At 37.9% G+C, this 16014-nt stretch carries 17 protein-coding genes and 1 tRNA gene; 4 read left to right on the forward strand and 14 right to left on the reverse strand.

Annotated features, from left to right (window positions below; genetic code table 11):
* Window positions 1–25: 25 nt before the first annotated feature.
* The 8 genes from ACE01N_RS17310 to folE form a co-directional block, all read right to left on the reverse strand.
* Window positions 26–499, reverse strand: coding sequence for an ExbD/TolR family protein (locus ACE01N_RS17310; RefSeq protein ID WP_380591754.1), 474 nt, complete (start codon window positions 497–499; stop codon window positions 26–28).
* Window position 500: 1 nt separating this feature from the next.
* Window positions 501–1079: an ExbD/TolR family protein gene (locus ACE01N_RS17315; RefSeq protein WP_380591756.1), complete on the reverse strand. Its 579-nt coding sequence runs from the start codon at window positions 1077–1079 to the stop codon at window positions 501–503.
* A gap of 48 nt (window positions 1080–1127) precedes the next feature.
* Entirely contained in the window at window positions 1128–1577 is a 450-nt protein-coding gene (locus ACE01N_RS17320; protein WP_380591758.1) for a hypothetical protein, read from the reverse strand.
* Between the two features lie 16 nt (window positions 1578–1593).
* Window positions 1594–2424 carry a MotA/TolQ/ExbB proton channel family protein gene (locus tag ACE01N_RS17325; protein WP_380591760.1) on the reverse strand — a complete coding sequence of 277 codons (831 nt, stop codon included), beginning with the start codon at window positions 2422–2424 and terminating at the stop codon, window positions 1594–1596.
* Window positions 2425–2504: 80 nt separating this feature from the next.
* Window positions 2505–2592, reverse strand: a tRNA-Ser gene (locus ACE01N_RS17330).
* A gap of 373 nt (window positions 2593–2965) precedes the next feature.
* The gene (locus ACE01N_RS17335) at window positions 2966–4003 is read right to left on the reverse strand and encodes an asparaginase (protein ID WP_380591762.1); all 1038 of its coding nucleotides are present in this window, start codon (window positions 4001–4003) and stop codon (window positions 2966–2968) included.
* Window positions 4003–4770 (reverse strand): TatD family hydrolase, encoded by a 768-nt coding sequence (locus ACE01N_RS17340; RefSeq protein ID WP_380591764.1) that lies wholly within the window; start codon window positions 4768–4770, stop codon window positions 4003–4005. The genes ACE01N_RS17335 and ACE01N_RS17340 overlap by 1 nt, the downstream gene beginning before the upstream one ends.
* Window positions 4771–5382, reverse strand: a complete 612-nt coding sequence (gene folE / locus ACE01N_RS17345) for a GTP cyclohydrolase I FolE (protein WP_380591766.1) — start codon at window positions 5380–5382, stop codon at window positions 4771–4773.
* A gap of 158 nt (window positions 5383–5540) precedes the next feature.
* Here folE and rfaD point away from each other — a divergent pair, with 158 nt between their 5' ends.
* Window positions 5541–6509 (forward strand): ADP-glyceromanno-heptose 6-epimerase, encoded by a 969-nt coding sequence (rfaD, locus tag ACE01N_RS17350; protein ID WP_380591768.1) that lies wholly within the window; start codon window positions 5541–5543, stop codon window positions 6507–6509.
* Window positions 6510–6571: 62 nt separating this feature from the next.
* A complete protein-coding gene (locus ACE01N_RS17355; RefSeq protein ID WP_380591770.1) occupies window positions 6572–7300 on the forward strand; it encodes a hypothetical protein in 729 nt (242 codons plus the stop codon).
* Between the two features lie 3 nt (window positions 7301–7303).
* On the opposite strand, the gene buk is transcribed toward ACE01N_RS17355, so the two are convergent.
* Together buk and ACE01N_RS17365 are read right to left on the reverse strand one after the other, a co-directional pair.
* Window positions 7304–8371: a butyrate kinase gene (gene buk / locus ACE01N_RS17360; protein WP_380591772.1), complete on the reverse strand. Its 1068-nt coding sequence runs from the start codon at window positions 8369–8371 to the stop codon at window positions 7304–7306.
* Between the two features lie 87 nt (window positions 8372–8458).
* Complete coding sequence (locus ACE01N_RS17365; protein ID WP_380591774.1) at window positions 8459–9766, reverse strand: sensor histidine kinase; 1308 nt, start codon at window positions 9764–9766, stop codon at window positions 8459–8461.
* Window positions 9767–9875: 109 nt separating this feature from the next.
* On the opposite strand from ACE01N_RS17365, the gene ACE01N_RS17370 reads away from it, so the two are divergent.
* Together ACE01N_RS17370 and ACE01N_RS17375 are read left to right on the forward strand one after the other, a co-directional pair.
* Window positions 9876–11120 (forward strand): aminotransferase class I/II-fold pyridoxal phosphate-dependent enzyme, encoded by a 1245-nt coding sequence (locus ACE01N_RS17370; protein ID WP_380591776.1) that lies wholly within the window; start codon window positions 9876–9878, stop codon window positions 11118–11120.
* A 9-nt stretch (window positions 11121–11129) separates the two neighbouring features.
* On the forward strand, window positions 11130–12113 hold the full coding sequence (locus ACE01N_RS17375; RefSeq protein WP_380591778.1) for an aldo/keto reductase: 984 nt from the start codon (window positions 11130–11132) through the stop codon (window positions 12111–12113).
* 52 nt (window positions 12114–12165) lie between these two features.
* Here the strand turns inward: ACE01N_RS17375 and ACE01N_RS17380 are convergent, their stop codons facing one another.
* The 4 genes from ACE01N_RS17380 to ACE01N_RS17395 form a co-directional block, all read right to left on the reverse strand.
* Entirely contained in the window at window positions 12166–13770 is a 1605-nt protein-coding gene (locus tag ACE01N_RS17380; RefSeq protein ID WP_380591780.1) for a fumarate hydratase, read from the reverse strand.
* Between the two features lie 220 nt (window positions 13771–13990).
* On the reverse strand, window positions 13991–14815 hold the full coding sequence (locus ACE01N_RS17385; RefSeq protein WP_380591782.1) for an ion transporter: 825 nt from the start codon (window positions 14813–14815) through the stop codon (window positions 13991–13993).
* Between the two features lie 47 nt (window positions 14816–14862).
* Entirely contained in the window at window positions 14863–15504 is a 642-nt protein-coding gene (locus tag ACE01N_RS17390; RefSeq protein WP_380591784.1) for a TatD family hydrolase, read from the reverse strand.
* Window positions 15504–15983: a WbuC family cupin fold metalloprotein gene (locus ACE01N_RS17395; RefSeq protein WP_380591785.1), complete on the reverse strand. Its 480-nt coding sequence runs from the start codon at window positions 15981–15983 to the stop codon at window positions 15504–15506. Before ACE01N_RS17395 ends, ACE01N_RS17390 begins: the two co-directional genes overlap by 1 nt.
* Window positions 15984–16014 lie beyond the last annotated feature (31 nt).

Below are 16014 nucleotides of genomic sequence, written 5' to 3' on the forward strand. Positions count from 1 at the left end.
CTTTTACAGGTATAATATATCTGTGTTATTGCGTTTTTTGCGGATTACGCGCAGAATAGTTTATTTTAAGTGCCTGAGCTTTACGTAATGCATATTTTGTATCTTGTACAATCTGCATTTTTGTATCCTTATCCACTTTAAGCGATACGGTCATTTTTGGCCTGTCCACCTCATTCATATTTTCACGTTCAGTTGCAATATACCCCATGATGTCATCAGGTGTTTCAAACTTGTCGTTTAACTGAATACGGGAACCGCTACCATACATACCTCTGTACTGTGGTAAAGGAGACCCAATATATATAAAACTCACGAGGGACTTTTTCTCAAGCTTATCAAGCTCTGTTGCATTCGGCAATTGAATCTGAACCTTGTACGTTACTTCCCTCATGGTTGTGGAAACCATAAAGAAGAAAAGCAACATAAAGACAATGTCAGGTAATGATGCTGTATTAATCGCCTGTTGTTCTCCGCCTTTTTTCTTTTTAAATGTTGCCATATTATTCCAAATTAGCGTTTTTAGGCTCAGCTTCAGAAAGTTTCATTGGATAAACTTCCCTCACCGCATCCTGCTGTTCCGGACTTAATTCCTTGAATTTTTTACCCCACTCATTTCTTGCAAATTCATCCCTGAGTTCATTGTATGCAGCCACCAGTTCGTTCTGAACTTCCATGTATTTGGCATATGTGGTATTCATGTCGTTTTGGAGCGATATGACCGCATTTTTACATACAAATTCCTCTCGGCCTAAACCTTCAATATATTTCATTTCCTTTTCGGGCAATGTTGCTTTGTTTTCAGGGTTCTTTATGAACTCTTTAGCTTTTGCCTTCAGTTCTGAAATATCTGATGGTTCTTTTTCAATGAGTAGCTGGTCTTGACTGTTGATCAAAACAATGAAAACGTTCCTTTCTTTAATTGGAGGTGTATTCTGAGGATCCTCTTCAATTGGTGGAAGCTTTCGTTGCAGTCCTGTATCAACATCCATGGTAGTAGTTACAAGGAAGAAGATCAGCAACAGGAAGGCAATGTCTGCCATTGAACCTGCATTAATTTCCTGTATTTTTCGACTCGCCATTTATTTATTTTTTTAACGGATAGTAATTAATCCGTAGATGACTTTTGTTTATTTAAACAGCTTCATAATAGAACTGCCAAGTGTCATAATCAGTGCAATGACAATAAGAGCATACATGCTATACAGAAAGGTATCTGCAAATTTGAGCATGCTTGGTACATTATCTGTGCCGGTATATCCTTGTAATTTTAATGGTGTGCCATCTGACATTGCATATGCTACCACAAAAATCAGGATAATAAATACCGGTCCTGCTAGCGATTTTAATGCAGATTTAGGTTCAGCAATAACTTTTTTTACGAAGTTAATAACTGAGAGTAATAATGTTACTCCTAATCCTAAACCCACTAATAAATATGTAAGACCTAAAAACTGGTCTGTATAATCCGGTCCGGGTGCTGTATCCTGAAATCCGATGCCATAAAACACAATAGTAGAAACTACTGCTAAAGCGATCAGGATATATTCAACCCATGTAGATATTTTGTGTGCTGACATTTTAAACGATATTTAATTAATTCTTAGCGTTATATTTTACAATTATATCCAGCAATGTAATGGAAGAATCTTCCATGTCATTAACTATACTGTCGATTTTTGAAACCAGATAGTTGTAGAACAGCTGAAGAATAATTGCAACGATAAGACCTGTTACAGTTGTGATTAAGGCCACTTTAATACCTCCAGCAACAAGTGTTGGTGAGATTTCACCAGCTGCTGCAATCATATCAAATGCCTGAATCATACCAATTACAGTACCCATGAAACCAAGCATCGGGGCAATCGCAATGAATAATGAAATCCAGGTTAACCCTTTTTCAAGAAGACCCATCTGAACACTTCCGTATGAAACAACAGTTTTTTCAACCACATCTACACCTTCATCTAAACGGCTAAGACCCTGGTAGAAAATTGAAGCGATTGGACCACGTGTATTACGGCAAACTTCCAATGCTGCTTCAACACCTTGTTCGTTAAGTGTTGTCTCAATGTTTTCAAGAAGTTTTTTAGTGTTTGTTGAAGAAAGATTAAGATAGATAATCCTTTCAATAACAAGAGCTAGACCAAGGATAAGACATAAAACTACGATACCCATGAATCCGGCACCACCTTCAATGAACTGTTTCTTGATTACTTTATGAATGCCTCCAGATTCAGTAGTCGTAGCCTGATTGTCAACAGTTGTATTGTCAACAGTCTCCATGGTAGCAGTAGTATCGACAGCGGCTGAATCTTCACTCATAGTAACATCATCAGTGGCTGCTTCATCTTGTGCTACAATGATTTGCGACATTCCGAAAGTAAGCAAACCAAATACTGCTAAAAACGCGAATAATTTTTTCATTTCTAAAAATTTAATTTGACTTTAGTTTCAATCTAATTTATCGATTATTAATAATTATTTCTCAATTTATTCTTTAAATGCGGAGAGAGGGGGATTCGAACCCCCGGTTCCCTTTAGAGGAACACACGCTTTCCAGGCGTGCCAGTTAAGCCACTCCTGCACCTCTCCATGATTTAGTGCAAAATGACTCAATATTTCATTCAAAGAACCTGTGTCTTTTGCATTAGTTAGTATCTGAAAGTTTTTAATTATATGTTTTTGAGCCCGTTATGGAATGTATTGATGCTGAATACTTGAATTTGAATATTTGGGATCAACTTCAAAAATGGGCTTATCATACTAAATAAATTAAAGAACTCTCAAATGTAAAATAAAAGAACTAAAATGTAAAAATTTAATACCATTTTACTTCAAAAATGTGGCGAAAAAAACGCGCCGTGAAGTTAACAAAAAATTTTTTCAAACAAATGGTATAATGTTTTTTATCCAATTATTTAAACGATATTTATTTAGTCTTTAGTATTTTATTGGGTATGTAATTTTAACAACTCATAGAGAGCTCTCCGCGGATTGATCTGGGGATCCAATATTTAACCTCTTCTAAATCATCGTATCTGCCAAGCAGATACATTAATTTGGTCAATGCCGCTTCAGTTGTAATGTCATATCCATTCAGAACGCCTTTATTTAACATATCCAGGCTTGTTTCATACTTGCCCATTTCAACTCTTCCTCCGGGGCACTGGCTAACATTAACAATAATGATTCCTCTTTTTATGGCTGAATCTATAGAATCAAGAAACCAATTGTGGGTTGGGGCATTTCCTGTTCCATAAGTTTCAACGATTACAGCCTTAAGTTCCTTTGATTCCAAAACAGAATTGATAAAATTCTTCATTCCGGGAAATATCTTGACCAAAGCAATACGGTTATCCATTTTAGTGGATAGCTTAAGCGGAAGTGGTTCATCTATTTGATGAATGAACTGAGTATTATAATTAATATTGACACCAATTTCTGCTAAGGCGGGATAGTGATGTGATTTAAAGGCATTGAATTTTTCTGAATAATGCTTAGTTGTTCTGTTGCCACGGAACAGATTATTCTCAAAATAGATACAAACTTCGGGGACTATAGCTTTCCCTTTTAATTTTGCTGAAGCTATTTCAATCGCTGTTATAATATTTTCCTTACCATCAGTTCTGAGCATGCCTAACGGGAGCTGTGCACCTGTCAGTATGACCGGCTTCTGCAGGTCATCCAGCATAAAGCTCAGAGCTGAAGCCGTAAAACTCATAGTGTCGGTTCCGTGCAGAATGACAAAGCCGTCAAATGCGTTGTAGTTTTTATAAATAAGCTCTGAAATTTTAATCCATGTATCGATGGTCATATTTGATGAGTCAATAATCGGATCAAAAGAAAGCGCGGTTATACAGCAGTCAAGCCTTTTTAATTCGGGAAGCTGAATCAGAATATTTTCAAAATCCATCGGCATGAGTGAACCGTTTTCCGGGTCCTGAACCATACCAATTGTACCACCTGTATAAATCAACAGGATTGAAGTAGGTGTTTTAACCATTATAGTAAGTTGAATAAGTCGATTGCATTCCTGGTGGTGATTTCATCAACTTTTTGAAAATCGTCACCAGTGTGCTCTGAAATATGCCTGCAAATATAATAAAGATATGACGATTCATTTCTTTTGCCCCGGTATGGAACAGGTGTAAGGTATGGGGAATCGGTTTCCAGAAGTAATCGGTTCAATCCGATATCTTTTAGAACGTTTCGTAAGTTTGAGTTTTTAAATGTTACAACGCCATTTATACCAAAATAAAAGTTCCCGAGTTTGTTTATTTTCTGAATTTCCTCAAGACCTCCGGTAAAACTATGAAAGACACCATTTAATTTCCCCGGAGAAAACTCTTTTAACACGGTAAATATTTCTGAAAAGGAATCCCTAGCATGAATTACGAAAGGCAAATTATGTTGTATGGCAAAATCGATTTGAATTCTAAACGCTTCTTTCTGTTCATTAATATAAGTTTTGTCCCAGTAAAGATCAATGCCAATTTCTCCGATTCCTTTAAATTCATGGTCATTTATCATCTCAAGTAAAGAATTCAGTTCCGCCCTGAAACCTGTATTTACACTTGTTGGATGTAAGCCATTAAGAATAGTAAAATAGTCCGGGGCCAATTTATATGTTGAAATAAGCTGGGGATAAGATTCCAAATCAATGTTGGGGAGGATTATTTTGTCAACTCCCACATTTTTAGATCTGGATATTACTTCGGTTCTGTCCGTGTCGAATTCGCTTAAATAAATATGCGAATGAGTGTCTATCATTTATTTGGTTCCGTTTATCCTGATTAATCCCATAAACTCTTCCCTGGTTTTAGCGCTTGTAAAGGCACCGGTAAAATCGGACGTGGTCGTGATAGAATTGATTTTCTGTATGCCACGCATCTGCATACACATGTGTTGTGCTTCAATAACAACCATTACACCCAAAGGATTTAACGTTTCCTGAATACAATCTTTTATTTGCGTTGTCAGGCGTTCCTGTACCTGTAGTCTTCTGGAGAATATTTCGACTACTCTGGCAAGTTTACTCAAACCGGTAATGTACTGATTTGGAATATATGCTACGTGAGCTTTACCAAAAAATGGTAACATGTGGTGTTCGCATAATGAGAAGAAATCTATATCCTTAACAATAACCATTTGCTGATATTCCTCGTGAAACATGGCAGACTTGACTGTTTCATATGGATCGAGATCATATCCCTGTGTAAAGAATTGCATTGCTTTCGCTACCCTCTGAGGTGTTTTTAATAGTCCTTCCCGTTCCGGATCTTCTCCCAGACTTTCAATGATTTGCCGATAGTGAGTGGCCATCTCACCTGTTAATTCCTTATCGTATTTATCAATCTTTAAGTAGCCTTTCCCTTCCTTCATGTACTTGTTTTATTGGGTTGAATTGTCAAAATTAAGACGTTTGAGTAATTTTTTATAAATCTTAACAATAAAATTGTATTTTTACCGTTGAAAAAAATACCAGTTAATTACATAACTATTTTTAGTGATTTTTGTTGTTTAAAGGGGAAAATTAAAACATGATAATTGTCACAGGAACAGAAGGGTTTATTGGTAGCGTATTGGTGGAGAAGTTATTAGTGCGTGGCTACAAAGATTTGGTTTGTGTTGATTTGGAGCATGTAGAAAGAAACCAGTACATCAGTGAAGATCTGAATATCAAGAATATAACCCACAGAGAATTATTCGATTTCATTGAGAATAAACATCTTTTTATTGAATTTATTTTTCATCTGGGTGCGTGTTCTGATACTACCCAAACTGATAAAAAGATTTTTGATGAGTTAAACCTTAATTATACCAAAAAGCTTTGGAGTAGCTGTATTAAATACGGTATTCCGTTTTTATATGCTTCTTCTGCGGCCACTTATGGCGATGGTTCAAACGGATACTCAGATGAACATGAATTAATTTCGGAATTAAAACCTTTAAATCTATACGGTCAGTCGAAACAGGATTTTGATATGTGGGCACTGCAGCAAGAGGTAAAACCCTTATTCTGGGCAGGTTTGAAATTTTTTAATGTATACGGTCGTAATGAAATTCATAAGAATTCGATGGCCAGTGTTGTTTTGCATTCCTTCAACCAGATTCAGAAGCAGGGATATGTTAATCTGTTTCGTTCTCATAGGGATGATGTAAAAGACGGTGATCAGTCCCGTGATTTTATTTACGTGGATGATGTTTGTGATGTGATGATGTTTTACATGGAAGAGATGCCTGCATCAGGAATCTATAATGTTGGAACAGGTATTAACCGTACATTTTCTGATTTGGCAAGGGCAACATTCAAGGCACTTGGCCTCTCTCCAAATATTAAATATGTTGATACGCCATTAAAATTGAGAGGGCAGTATCAGTATTATACCAAAGCGGATATTTCGAAACTGAGATCAGTAGGCTATACAACTCCATTCACTACACTTGAAAGTGGTGTATCGGATTATGTGAAGCAGTATTTGATGAATGTGGCGAAAGTGGCAGTTTGATTTTGGTTGTCTGATATTTCCTTATTTTTGATGGAACTTTTCAAAATGGAGAATCAAACTCAATGAAAGAAAAGCAATCCATCATACTTTTCACACTGTCGGAATCAAATCCGGCTTCAGAATTTGCTCGTTATCTGAGCAAAAGGTTCGAAAGGAAGCTTATTGTTTTAGGAACCGGTGATACCGAATATGACCGCTTATCTGTAAAACCGGATGTCGATTTTGTAGAACAGATCGTACAGGAATTTGATCCGGTAATGATAGTGTTCAGCTACTCAGTGGTGAATATGATTCAAGGAAAGGATCTTCGTAAAATTCTGCTGGCCTTCAGGGAACTAAGAATTCCTTATATTGGTATTTCCGTAAATTGTAAATTGCCTGAATCGGTAAAAAAAATTACTGTTCCTGTGGGCTTTTTACCAGAAGAAAAGGAGAAGGCTCCATGGAGTAATAGTTTTATTAAATATTGTGACGCCGAAATAACCTTATTAAGGCCAAAGGACCGGGGAACAAGAGCAACTAAAAATGTATCATTTATTGAAAAATTTCTAAAAACCCAGAAGAATAGTTGTGCTATAGCGGATGGGGAAAAGAGTAGTTTTAAAATAGAATTTGAAGCTTTGAAGAAATTTACAGATGATACCGATATGTTCATAATTTCGGCTTCCAGAGCGTATGGGTTAGATGATAATTTTTTTGGGCCAAAGGAATATCATGTACTGAAGAAATCTGAAAAACCGGTAATGATAATTAATCCCAGGAATGATATATATGTATTGTGTGGTGATTAGGTATCAGTAGATTCTGCATTCTTCTTCGTTATTTAATATTCTGAGAGTGTTTTCTGCCAGCGCTCTCATTTCTTCTTCTCCGGGATAGATTCTTACAGGAGCAAAATTTTTAACCATTTGCATAATTCTGTCAACCACGTATGAATTGTTTGCTATGCCTCCTGTGAGCAGAATGGCATCTACATCGCCTTCCAGAACACTGCACATCGAACCTATCTCTTTGCCAACCTGGTAAGCCATTGCAGATAAAATGAGGTTGCTTTTAGGATCACCATCCTGAGCCTTTTTCTGAACCAGATGTGCCTGATTTGTTCCAAGATGTGCCATTAATCCTCCCTGTCCGTTGAGCATTCGTTTTACCTCATAAAGTGTATATCGGCCTTCAAAACATAATTTAGCCAGATCGCCCGCCGGTATTGTCCCTGCCCGTTCAGGCGAAAAGGGTCCATAGCCGTCAACGCCATTATTTACATCAATAACACGGCCTTTTTTGTGTGCACCTATAGTAATACCGCCACCCATATGTGCTACCACCAGATTTAAATCTTCATATTTGCGACCCGTTTCCCGGGCATATTTCCTTGCCGTAGCTTTTTGGTTCAGTGCATGAAAAATTGATTTACGTTCAAAAAGCGGATGGCCGCTGACCCTCGCAACCGGTTCCAACTCGTCAACTACAACAGGATCTGATATATATGCTTTGCAATTTGGTATGGATTTTGCGAGTTCAGAGGATATTATCCCACCAAGATTACTGGCATGTTCGCCCATGACGCCTTTTTTCAGGTCGCTCAACAAACGTTCCGTAACTTCATAGGTGCCTGAAACCACAGGTCTGATTAAACCTCCACGCCCCACTATCGCGTTAAATTTATCAAGCTCAAAGCCTTTGTTTTTTAAAGTATTAACGATAACTTCTTTCCTGAATGCATATTGATCGGAAATCTTTTGATAAGGTTCCAGTTCAATTGCGGAGTGTCTTATCGTAACAGTAAAGACCTCATTTGTGTCACTGAAGACAGAAATCTTTGTGGATGTTGATCCGGGGTTTATGACCAGAATTTTTTTCAAGCTCTGTAATTATTCGTTGATATATCACAAACTTAAAAAATATATATGCTCAAACTTCTGATAAAAGTCGTATAACAGAAATATTTATTAATTGGCTTTAAGACGTTCAGGAATGCTAAGATAAAAAGTTGTGCCGGGTTCTTCATCATTGCTTTTATACCAGATATGGCCATTTAGTTTATCTGTAAAAGCCTTGGCAAGATACAGGCTGAGACCGGCACCTTCATTTAATATGTTGGTACTGACATTTTGCTCTGATTTCGAAAATATATTAAAAACATTCTGACCTACACCTTTATCGATACCAATCCCAAAATCTTTTATCATAAAAATGATGTGTTGTTTTTCATGTTTACAACTAAATATAATCTCACCTGAATCTGAAAACTTGACGGCATTTTCCAGTATGAAAAACAAAATCTTTTCCAAAATAAATTTGTCAGAATGAATGTGAATCTGATCTTCGGGTTTGCTAATAGTGAGTTTCAGTTGTTTTTTGCTTTCTTCGATTTTTCGTTTAATAATGTTTTCCATGCTTTGCATTACGTCAGTTAAGTGTAATTCAGCAATATTAAGCTTTAACTGATTGGATTCTATTTTTGAAATTTCAAGAATGTTATCAATAAGTTTAAGAAGGGAATTCCCATTTTCATCTATAATTTTAGCATATGCATTTTTGGAGTCTTCATCTATTTCATCCTGAGCAATTAGTTCAGAAAAACCAAGTATGGCATTCATTGGAGTTCTTATTTCATGGGAAAGATTTGCTAAAAAGATGGATTTAAGTTTCTCAGAATTTTTTGCTTCATAGTACTGATTGATATAACTCCGTTTAGCAAGGTTCATTAATCCAAATATTATTATCAGATACATTATTATACCTGTATAGACATCTATTTTTCGGGATAATACTGTTGCATACTGTCCAGTAATTCCAGGATAGCTAATATCTATTATTGCAATAATTATAATATTTACTACCAAAACAATTGTCATAAAGGTATTTTGCTTACCATGAAAAATAAATATTAGAAGGCTATAAAGAAGAACAAAAAAATATGGAGCAGGGCCTTTGCTGCCAAAATTATAGAACCATAAAAAGTTCATGGCAAAAAGTGTAAAAAAGGTATAAATCCATTTTACACGCGTAATATTTTTTGTTTTAAGTGAATAAATTAATAAAACAATATAGACGATAAACGCTGTTGAGGTAAAAGCTATTAATATATATGAGAATCCAAGTAAAATATTAATAATACTACCTATCCCAGAAATAAAGATTGATATGATATTTATGGATACAAGAAAATTTTTCTCAAAAGAACCAAATTCTTTGTAGTTAATAGTTTTAAAAGAAGATGCAAAAAAACTTTTTAGATTTTCTTTTTCAAGCATATAAAATCAAATTTTTTACAAATTAATAAAATAAATTTAAGCTTTATTAAAAATTCAACGATTTATCTTTGTATATCATACCTTTGCCTAATTAATAATATTTGAACTTATGAGAAAAGAATTTTTTGATGTAGTGTTTGATGAAGTAGGGAAATCTAAAAAGGCCGGAATGGCTCATTTGACGACGGATATTGGCAGTTTTAGTGGAAGTCCTATTGAAATTAATGGGAAATTCTATGTGAATTATACCCTTTGCGATTATCTGAAATTATCACAGGATAAAAGGTTAAAAGAAGGAGCCATTAAAGCTATTGAGAAATACGGCGTCTATACGGCTGTTTCGAGAACGTATGTTAAATTACATCTGTATGAGGAAGCAGAACAGTATGTATCACGCATATTTAACAAACCTGTAGTTTTAATTCCCAGAACAACACTGGCACATATATCCGTACTGCCCGTAATAATAGATGATAAGGATGCAGTAATATTAGATCATCAGGCCCATACCAGCGTGAAACTGGGCAGTGATGTGATGAAGGCTACCGGTAATACCATTGAGGTGTTACGTCATAATAATCTGAACAGGCTGGAAGACCGTATCAAGGAACTAAAGCAAACATATAAAAAAATCTGGTATCTGACCGATGGTGTCTACTCCATGTACGGTGATACTTTTCCGTTTGAAGGAATTCAATCCTTGCTTGAAAAATATGAAGAACTTAATGTTTATGTGGATGATGCTCATGGAATGAGCTGGCGTGGGGAAAACGGAAAGGGATACTTTCTGGATAAAATGCCGGATCATCCCCGTGTGTTTTTGGTGACTTCCCTGGGGAAAGGTTTTGGCGCAGGCGGTTCAGCCATTGTTTGTCATGATGAAGTGCAAAAAGAACGTATTGCTACCTGTGGTGCCCCTTTAATGTTTTCTTCTCCTGTAAGCCCGGCAACCTTAGGTGCTATTATTGAAGCAGCCAAAATTCATTTGTCCCCTGAAATTTATGAAAGGCAAAAACAATTGGATGAAAGAATTCAACTGTTCAATGATTTATGCGATGCTTACAATTTGCCACAGGTTATAAAAACAGATACGCCGATCTTCTACATAGCAACTTCATTAACTGACTTTACGAATGATTTGGGGGCTGGGATGTTAAAATATGGAGCGTATGTTACAGGTGGTGTTTATCCCGCTGTACCAATACGAAATTCAGGTACCCGGGTTGTGTTAAGTAATTATCAGAGTTTGGATGATATAAAAGAATTTTTGAGTAATTTTAAATTTGAATATGAAAGGGGATTGGAAAAATATAATCTGACCCCTGAAAAAATAATGAGGTTTTTTAAAAAATAAATATTGTACATGAAAACACGTCTGTTGTGTAACAAAAAAGTATCTGAAGTTGGATTAGGTACCTGGCAGCTTGGGAGTGCAGATTGGGGAAATGTGACAGAAGAAAAAGCATTTGAAATACTAACAAAGTTCGTTAAAAAAGGCGGAAACTTTATTGATACGGCTGATGTTTACGGTTCTGGTTTGAGTGAAAAATACATTGGAAAGTTTATTAAAGAAAGCAAAGCCGATGTATTTGTTGCCACAAAACTGGGGCGCAGGACGGATAAAGAATACGGATGGCCTGAAAATTTTACCTATGATTCCATGCTGGATCATGTGGAAGATTCACTGAAACGTTTGGGGATGAGTTCCATTTTTCTGGAGCAGTTACATTGTGTTCCTAAGGATGAGTTGTATCGCGGTGTTGTGTTTGACCATCTTAGACGGCTGCAGGACGAGGGTTATATAGATAACTGGGGAGCCAGTGTTGAAAGCATTGAAGAAGCATTGGTGTGTCTGGATGAGGAAGGAATTTCCACGTTACAGGTAATTTTTAATATTTTCCGGCAGAATGTAGCAGATGAGTTGTTTGAAAAGGCTGCCGCTAAAAATGTGGGTATTATTGTCAGAGTCCCTTTGGCCAGCGGATTATTGAGCGGCAAGTTTGATGAATCATCAACATTTGGCTTTTACGATCATAGAAATTATAATGCCGAAGGGGAATATTTCAATGTTGGAGAAACATTTTCCGGTTTACCATTCAGTGATGGTGTGAAACTGGTGAATGGGTTACGCGGCATGTTACCTCAGGGCAATATGGCACAGTGGGCTATCAGATGGATACTGGATCATAAAGAAGTATCGGTGGTTATTCCCGGAGCTTCCAAATCATCTCAGGTGGAATCAAATATGGCTGCATCAGCGCTGAAACCGCTGCCATTGGAAACACACGAAAAACTCCGGAAATTTTATAACGATGATGTGATCAGCCTTGTGAGAGGAGAAATATAAAAAACGGGAGCTTAAAGGCTCCCGTTTTCTTTTATACTTTCTGTTTTAAGGCTTACATATTCGCAAAAAAGTCATTGCCTTTATCATCAACGATGATAAAGGCCGGGAAGTTTTCCACCTTAATTTTTCTGATAGCTTCCATTCCAAGTTCTTCGAAATCCACTATCTCAACCGATTTAATGCTGTCCTTAGCCAGAATGGCTGCCGGTCCGCCGATGGAGCCAAGATAAAACCCGCCGTGTTTTTTACAGGCATCCGTCACGGCCTGCGATCTGTTTCCTTTGGCCAGCATGATCATGGATCCGCCCAAAGACTGGAATTCATCCACATAGGGATCCATCCGACCTGCTGTTGTTGGACCGAAACTTCCAGATGCCATACCCTGAGGCGTCTTGGCTGGTCCTGCATAGTACACCGGATGGTTTTTAAAGTAGTCCGGCATTGGCTTGCCTTCGTCTATCATTTGTTTGATCCTTGCATGAGCCATATCGCGGGCAACAATCAGGGTGCCTCTTAGATTTAACCGTGTTTTAATTGGATATTTTGATAACTCAGCCAGCACCTCTTCCATAGGCCTGTCCAGATCAATATCCACTGCTTTTGCCATGGTTGGTGCTTCCTTAGGCAGGTATTTTGCCGGATCCTTCTCCAGTTTTTCCAGAAAAATTCCATCTGCTGTAATTTTGGCTTTTATGTTACGGTCGGCACTACAGCTTACGCCTATTCCTACAGGACATGAAGCCGCGTGGCGCGGTAAGCGGATCACCCTGACATCGTGCACAAAGTATTTTCCACCGAACTGGGCACCAATTTCACTTTCCTGGCAGATTTTTAATACTTTTTCTTCCCATTCCAGATCACGGAATGCCTGTCCGCCTTCATTTCCTTCGGTTGGCAGATGATCCAGGTTATGCGCAGAAGCTTCTTTTACTGTTTTAAGGTTGGCTTCAGCTGAAGTGCCACCGATCACCAATGCGAGGTGGTATGGCGGACATGCAGACGTACCCAGATCCTTAATTTTTTCTTTTACAAATTTGGTGAGGTTTTCTTCTGTCAGCAGCGATTTTGTCTGCTGGTACAGGTAGGTTTTGTTCCCTGAACCACCGCCTTTGGTGAGGAACAGAAAGTTGTATTCATTGCCTTCTGTAGCATAAATATCAATCTGAGCCGGAAGGTTTGATCCTGTATTTTTTTCTTCAAACATGGAAAACGGAACGACCTGTGAATATCTCAGGTTTCGTTCTTTGTATGTGTCAAAGATTCCTTTTGAAAGATGTTCCGCATCTACAGATCCGGTGAATACATTTTCACCTTTCTTGCCAATTACTATGGCTGTCCCGGTATCCTGGCAGGTTGGCAGTTCGCCTTCAGAAGAAACCACCTGATTCATTAGCATGGTATGCGCCACGAAACGATCGTTGTCTGAGGCTTCCGGGTCAACCAGGATATTCGAAAGTTTCTTGAGATGTTTGGATCTTAAAAAAAATGAAACATCACTGAATGCCGCTTTGGCCAAAACTTCGAGCCCTTTAGGATCAACCTTCAGTATTTTTCTGCCATCGAATTCAACCTGTTGAACGTATTCTTTGCTCAACAGCTCATACTCCGTATCATCCTTTTTAACAGGAAACGGTTTTTGATACTTAAAATCAGCCATAATATATATTGTTAATAGTTTTCGACTATTTGAGGGACACAAATTTAACGTTTAAATGAGATCGTAAAAAATTCTTATGCTTAAAAAGTTGTAAAATTCTTATGAGATATAAGACATAAGATATAAGACACAAGATTTAAGATAAAAGATTTTTGGGCTTAAGCCGAGAGTTATTTGAATATGCTTTCTTTTCAGGAGTTTAGTCCGTTTGTAAGTAAAGTTAAAGTTTGCTGCCGCAGTATTTGCAGTGTACGGCATCATCGTCGTGTCCTTCGCGTGAGCAGACCGGACAGCTTTGAGTATTTAGATTTTGTTTCTTTGCCATGGTAAATTCGGTGGTCACAATACCTGTTGGTACCGCTATAATGGCATAACCCAGGATCATTAATACGGATGCGATGGTTTGTCCGAAGACCGTTACAGGTGCAATGTCGCCGTAACCAACGGTGGTGAGGGTGACAATAGCCCAGTAAATGCTTCGCGGTATGCTGGTAAATCCGTTTTCTTTTCCTTCAATAAGGTACATCAGTGTTCCGACGATGATCACAATAATGACCACGAGTCCCAGAAATACCGTTATCTTGCGCCGTGATGCCATCATGGCTGACCGGATCACACTGGCTTCGCCCATGTAACGCGATAATTTAAAGATACGGAAGACCCTGAGCAAGCGAATCGTTCTGAGAATAAGCAGGGACTGGGAACCGACAATGATCAGGCTAAGATAAGTTGGTATGGTGGACAGAAAATCAACGATACCCAGAAAACTGAAAACATACCGTGTTGGCTTGCGGATGACAATGATGCGGGCCATGTATTCAATGGTAAATAAAATGGTAAAGAACCATTCAAGATTTCGTAACAATTCGCCATGACTGGCACGGATTGGGTCCACGCTCTCAAGCATGACCACAAGGATGCTGAGCAGAATGGCTATTAATAATGCCACGTCAAAAAGTTTGCCCTCAAAGGTGTCGGCTTCAAAAATGATTTCGTGCATTCTTGAACGCCAGCCCATTGATTTATATGTTGTTTTTTCGCTCACCGTAAATTTTAGTGTCGCCTAAAACTACACATTTAGATGAAAAACGACTAAATTTTGAAGACTTTTTTAACGTTATGATTTATTACATCGTACAATCCCGGATTGAATGTTGCCGCCAATGAGTAGATCTTTTTTATGTCATCTACCGGTGCTTCGTCTGTTTCGAAAAAAATACGTTGTCCCGGAATACTTTCAGAAAGTTTGTTGAAATGGTCGGGTTTTTTGAGCCATGAAATTCCCAGGGAAAGCGATATGTTTTGCTGTGTTAGTTGTATCGCGAGTTCCGGCTTGCCGTTAAATCCATGCACGATCCACGGCTGTTCGGGATTCAGCTCTTTTTTCAGTTCGAGCAGAATATGATATCCTTTCACACAGTGTATGATCAGCGGCTTTTGGTACAATTCCGATAATTCAACCTGTCCCTTAAAAACCATGATCTGTTTTTCAAGATCATTCCCTTCCAGCATATCCAGTCCACATTCTCCGATGGCTACAAGATTCGGGTGGTTTAAATATGATTTCAGTTTATCCAGCTGGCTTTCCGGATCTTTGATGAACCATGGATGAATGCCAATGCTGAAATAAGATTCGGTGTTGATCTGCTTATCATCAACGGAATAGGATGTTACCGAAATGATTTCCGGAGCCTTTTTTGCCTGATGTGTATGTATGTTGTAATAGGTTGACATCAGAAATCCGCTTCTCTTATGATATTCTCAAGATAGACTCTGCTTTCCGGCTCACTTTCAGACGGTGCCCAGGGTGCAAAATTCTTATCGTCGGCCGGTACATAAGGGCCGTCTTTTAGTTCGTATGCTACAGTGCCTTCTTCCAGGGCAATGGCCATGTGCCACGTTCTTTCGGGAATCTCAATACCGGGATTTCCGGGAAATGGCGTCAGAACATGCTTTTCTGTAATTTTGCCATCGTCATCAAAACATACCACACCGAGTTTACCCTTCAATACGATAAACACTTCCCGTTTATCCGGATTTTCATGTTTATGTGGCTGGACATATGTTCCCGGTTCAAATGCATTCAACATCCTGTTCATCGGATCAGCAAAATCAGGATGGTAGTTATGGTTTTTGCGTTTCCGTTCCGATAATTTTGCCTGATGGCTTACATCGGTTAATGCTTCAGAAGATATAATGGTGCATTTGCTCATAAACAATTTTATAATGAACAATTGTTCATTG

The organism is Quyinboa ferrireducens (assembly GCF_042436675.1).
Classification (GTDB): Bacteria; Bacteroidota; Bacteroidia; order Bacteroidales; family UBA5342; genus JBHJHP01.

Bases quoted from the DNA above. Each gene is read 5' to 3' on its own strand.
- ACE01N_RS17370 (WP_380591776.1), top strand. From the start codon at position 9,876: ATGAGAAAAGAATTTTTTGATGTAGTGTTTGATGAAGTAGGGAAATCT.
- rfaD (WP_380591768.1), top strand. From the start codon at position 5,541: ATGATAATTGTCACAGGAACAGAAGGGTTTATTGGTAGCGTATTGGTG.
- ACE01N_RS17325 (WP_380591760.1), bottom strand. From the start codon at position 2,424: ATGAAAAAATTATTCGCGTTTTTAGCAGTATTTGGTTTGCTTACTTTC.
- ACE01N_RS17365 (WP_380591774.1), bottom strand. From the start codon at position 9,766: ATGCTTGAAAAAGAAAATCTAAAAAGTTTTTTTGCATCTTCTTTTAAA.
- ACE01N_RS17390 (WP_380591784.1), bottom strand. From the start codon at position 15,504: ATGTCAACCTATTACAACATACATACACATCAGGCAAAAAAGGCTCCG.
- ACE01N_RS17310 (WP_380591754.1), bottom strand. From the start codon at position 499: ATGGCAACATTTAAAAAGAAAAAAGGCGGAGAACAACAGGCGATTAAT.
- ACE01N_RS17355 (WP_380591770.1), top strand. From the start codon at position 6,572: ATGAAAGAAAAGCAATCCATCATACTTTTCACACTGTCGGAATCAAAT.
- ACE01N_RS17375 (WP_380591778.1), top strand. From the start codon at position 11,130: ATGAAAACACGTCTGTTGTGTAACAAAAAAGTATCTGAAGTTGGATTA.
- ACE01N_RS17335 (WP_380591762.1), bottom strand. From the start codon at position 4,003: ATGGTTAAAACACCTACTTCAATCCTGTTGATTTATACAGGTGGTACA.
- ACE01N_RS17315 (WP_380591756.1), bottom strand. From the start codon at position 1,079: ATGGCGAGTCGAAAAATACAGGAAATTAATGCAGGTTCAATGGCAGAC.
- ACE01N_RS17380 (WP_380591780.1), bottom strand. From the start codon at position 13,770: ATGGCTGATTTTAAGTATCAAAAACCGTTTCCTGTTAAAAAGGATGAT.
- ACE01N_RS17320 (WP_380591758.1), bottom strand. From the start codon at position 1,577: ATGTCAGCACACAAAATATCTACATGGGTTGAATATATCCTGATCGCT.
- ACE01N_RS17395 (WP_380591785.1), bottom strand. From the start codon at position 15,983: ATGAGCAAATGCACCATTATATCTTCTGAAGCATTAACCGATGTAAGC.
- folE (WP_380591766.1), bottom strand. From the start codon at position 5,382: ATGAAGGAAGGGAAAGGCTACTTAAAGATTGATAAATACGATAAGGAA.
- ACE01N_RS17340 (WP_380591764.1), bottom strand. From the start codon at position 4,770: ATGATAGACACTCATTCGCATATTTATTTAAGCGAATTCGACACGGAC.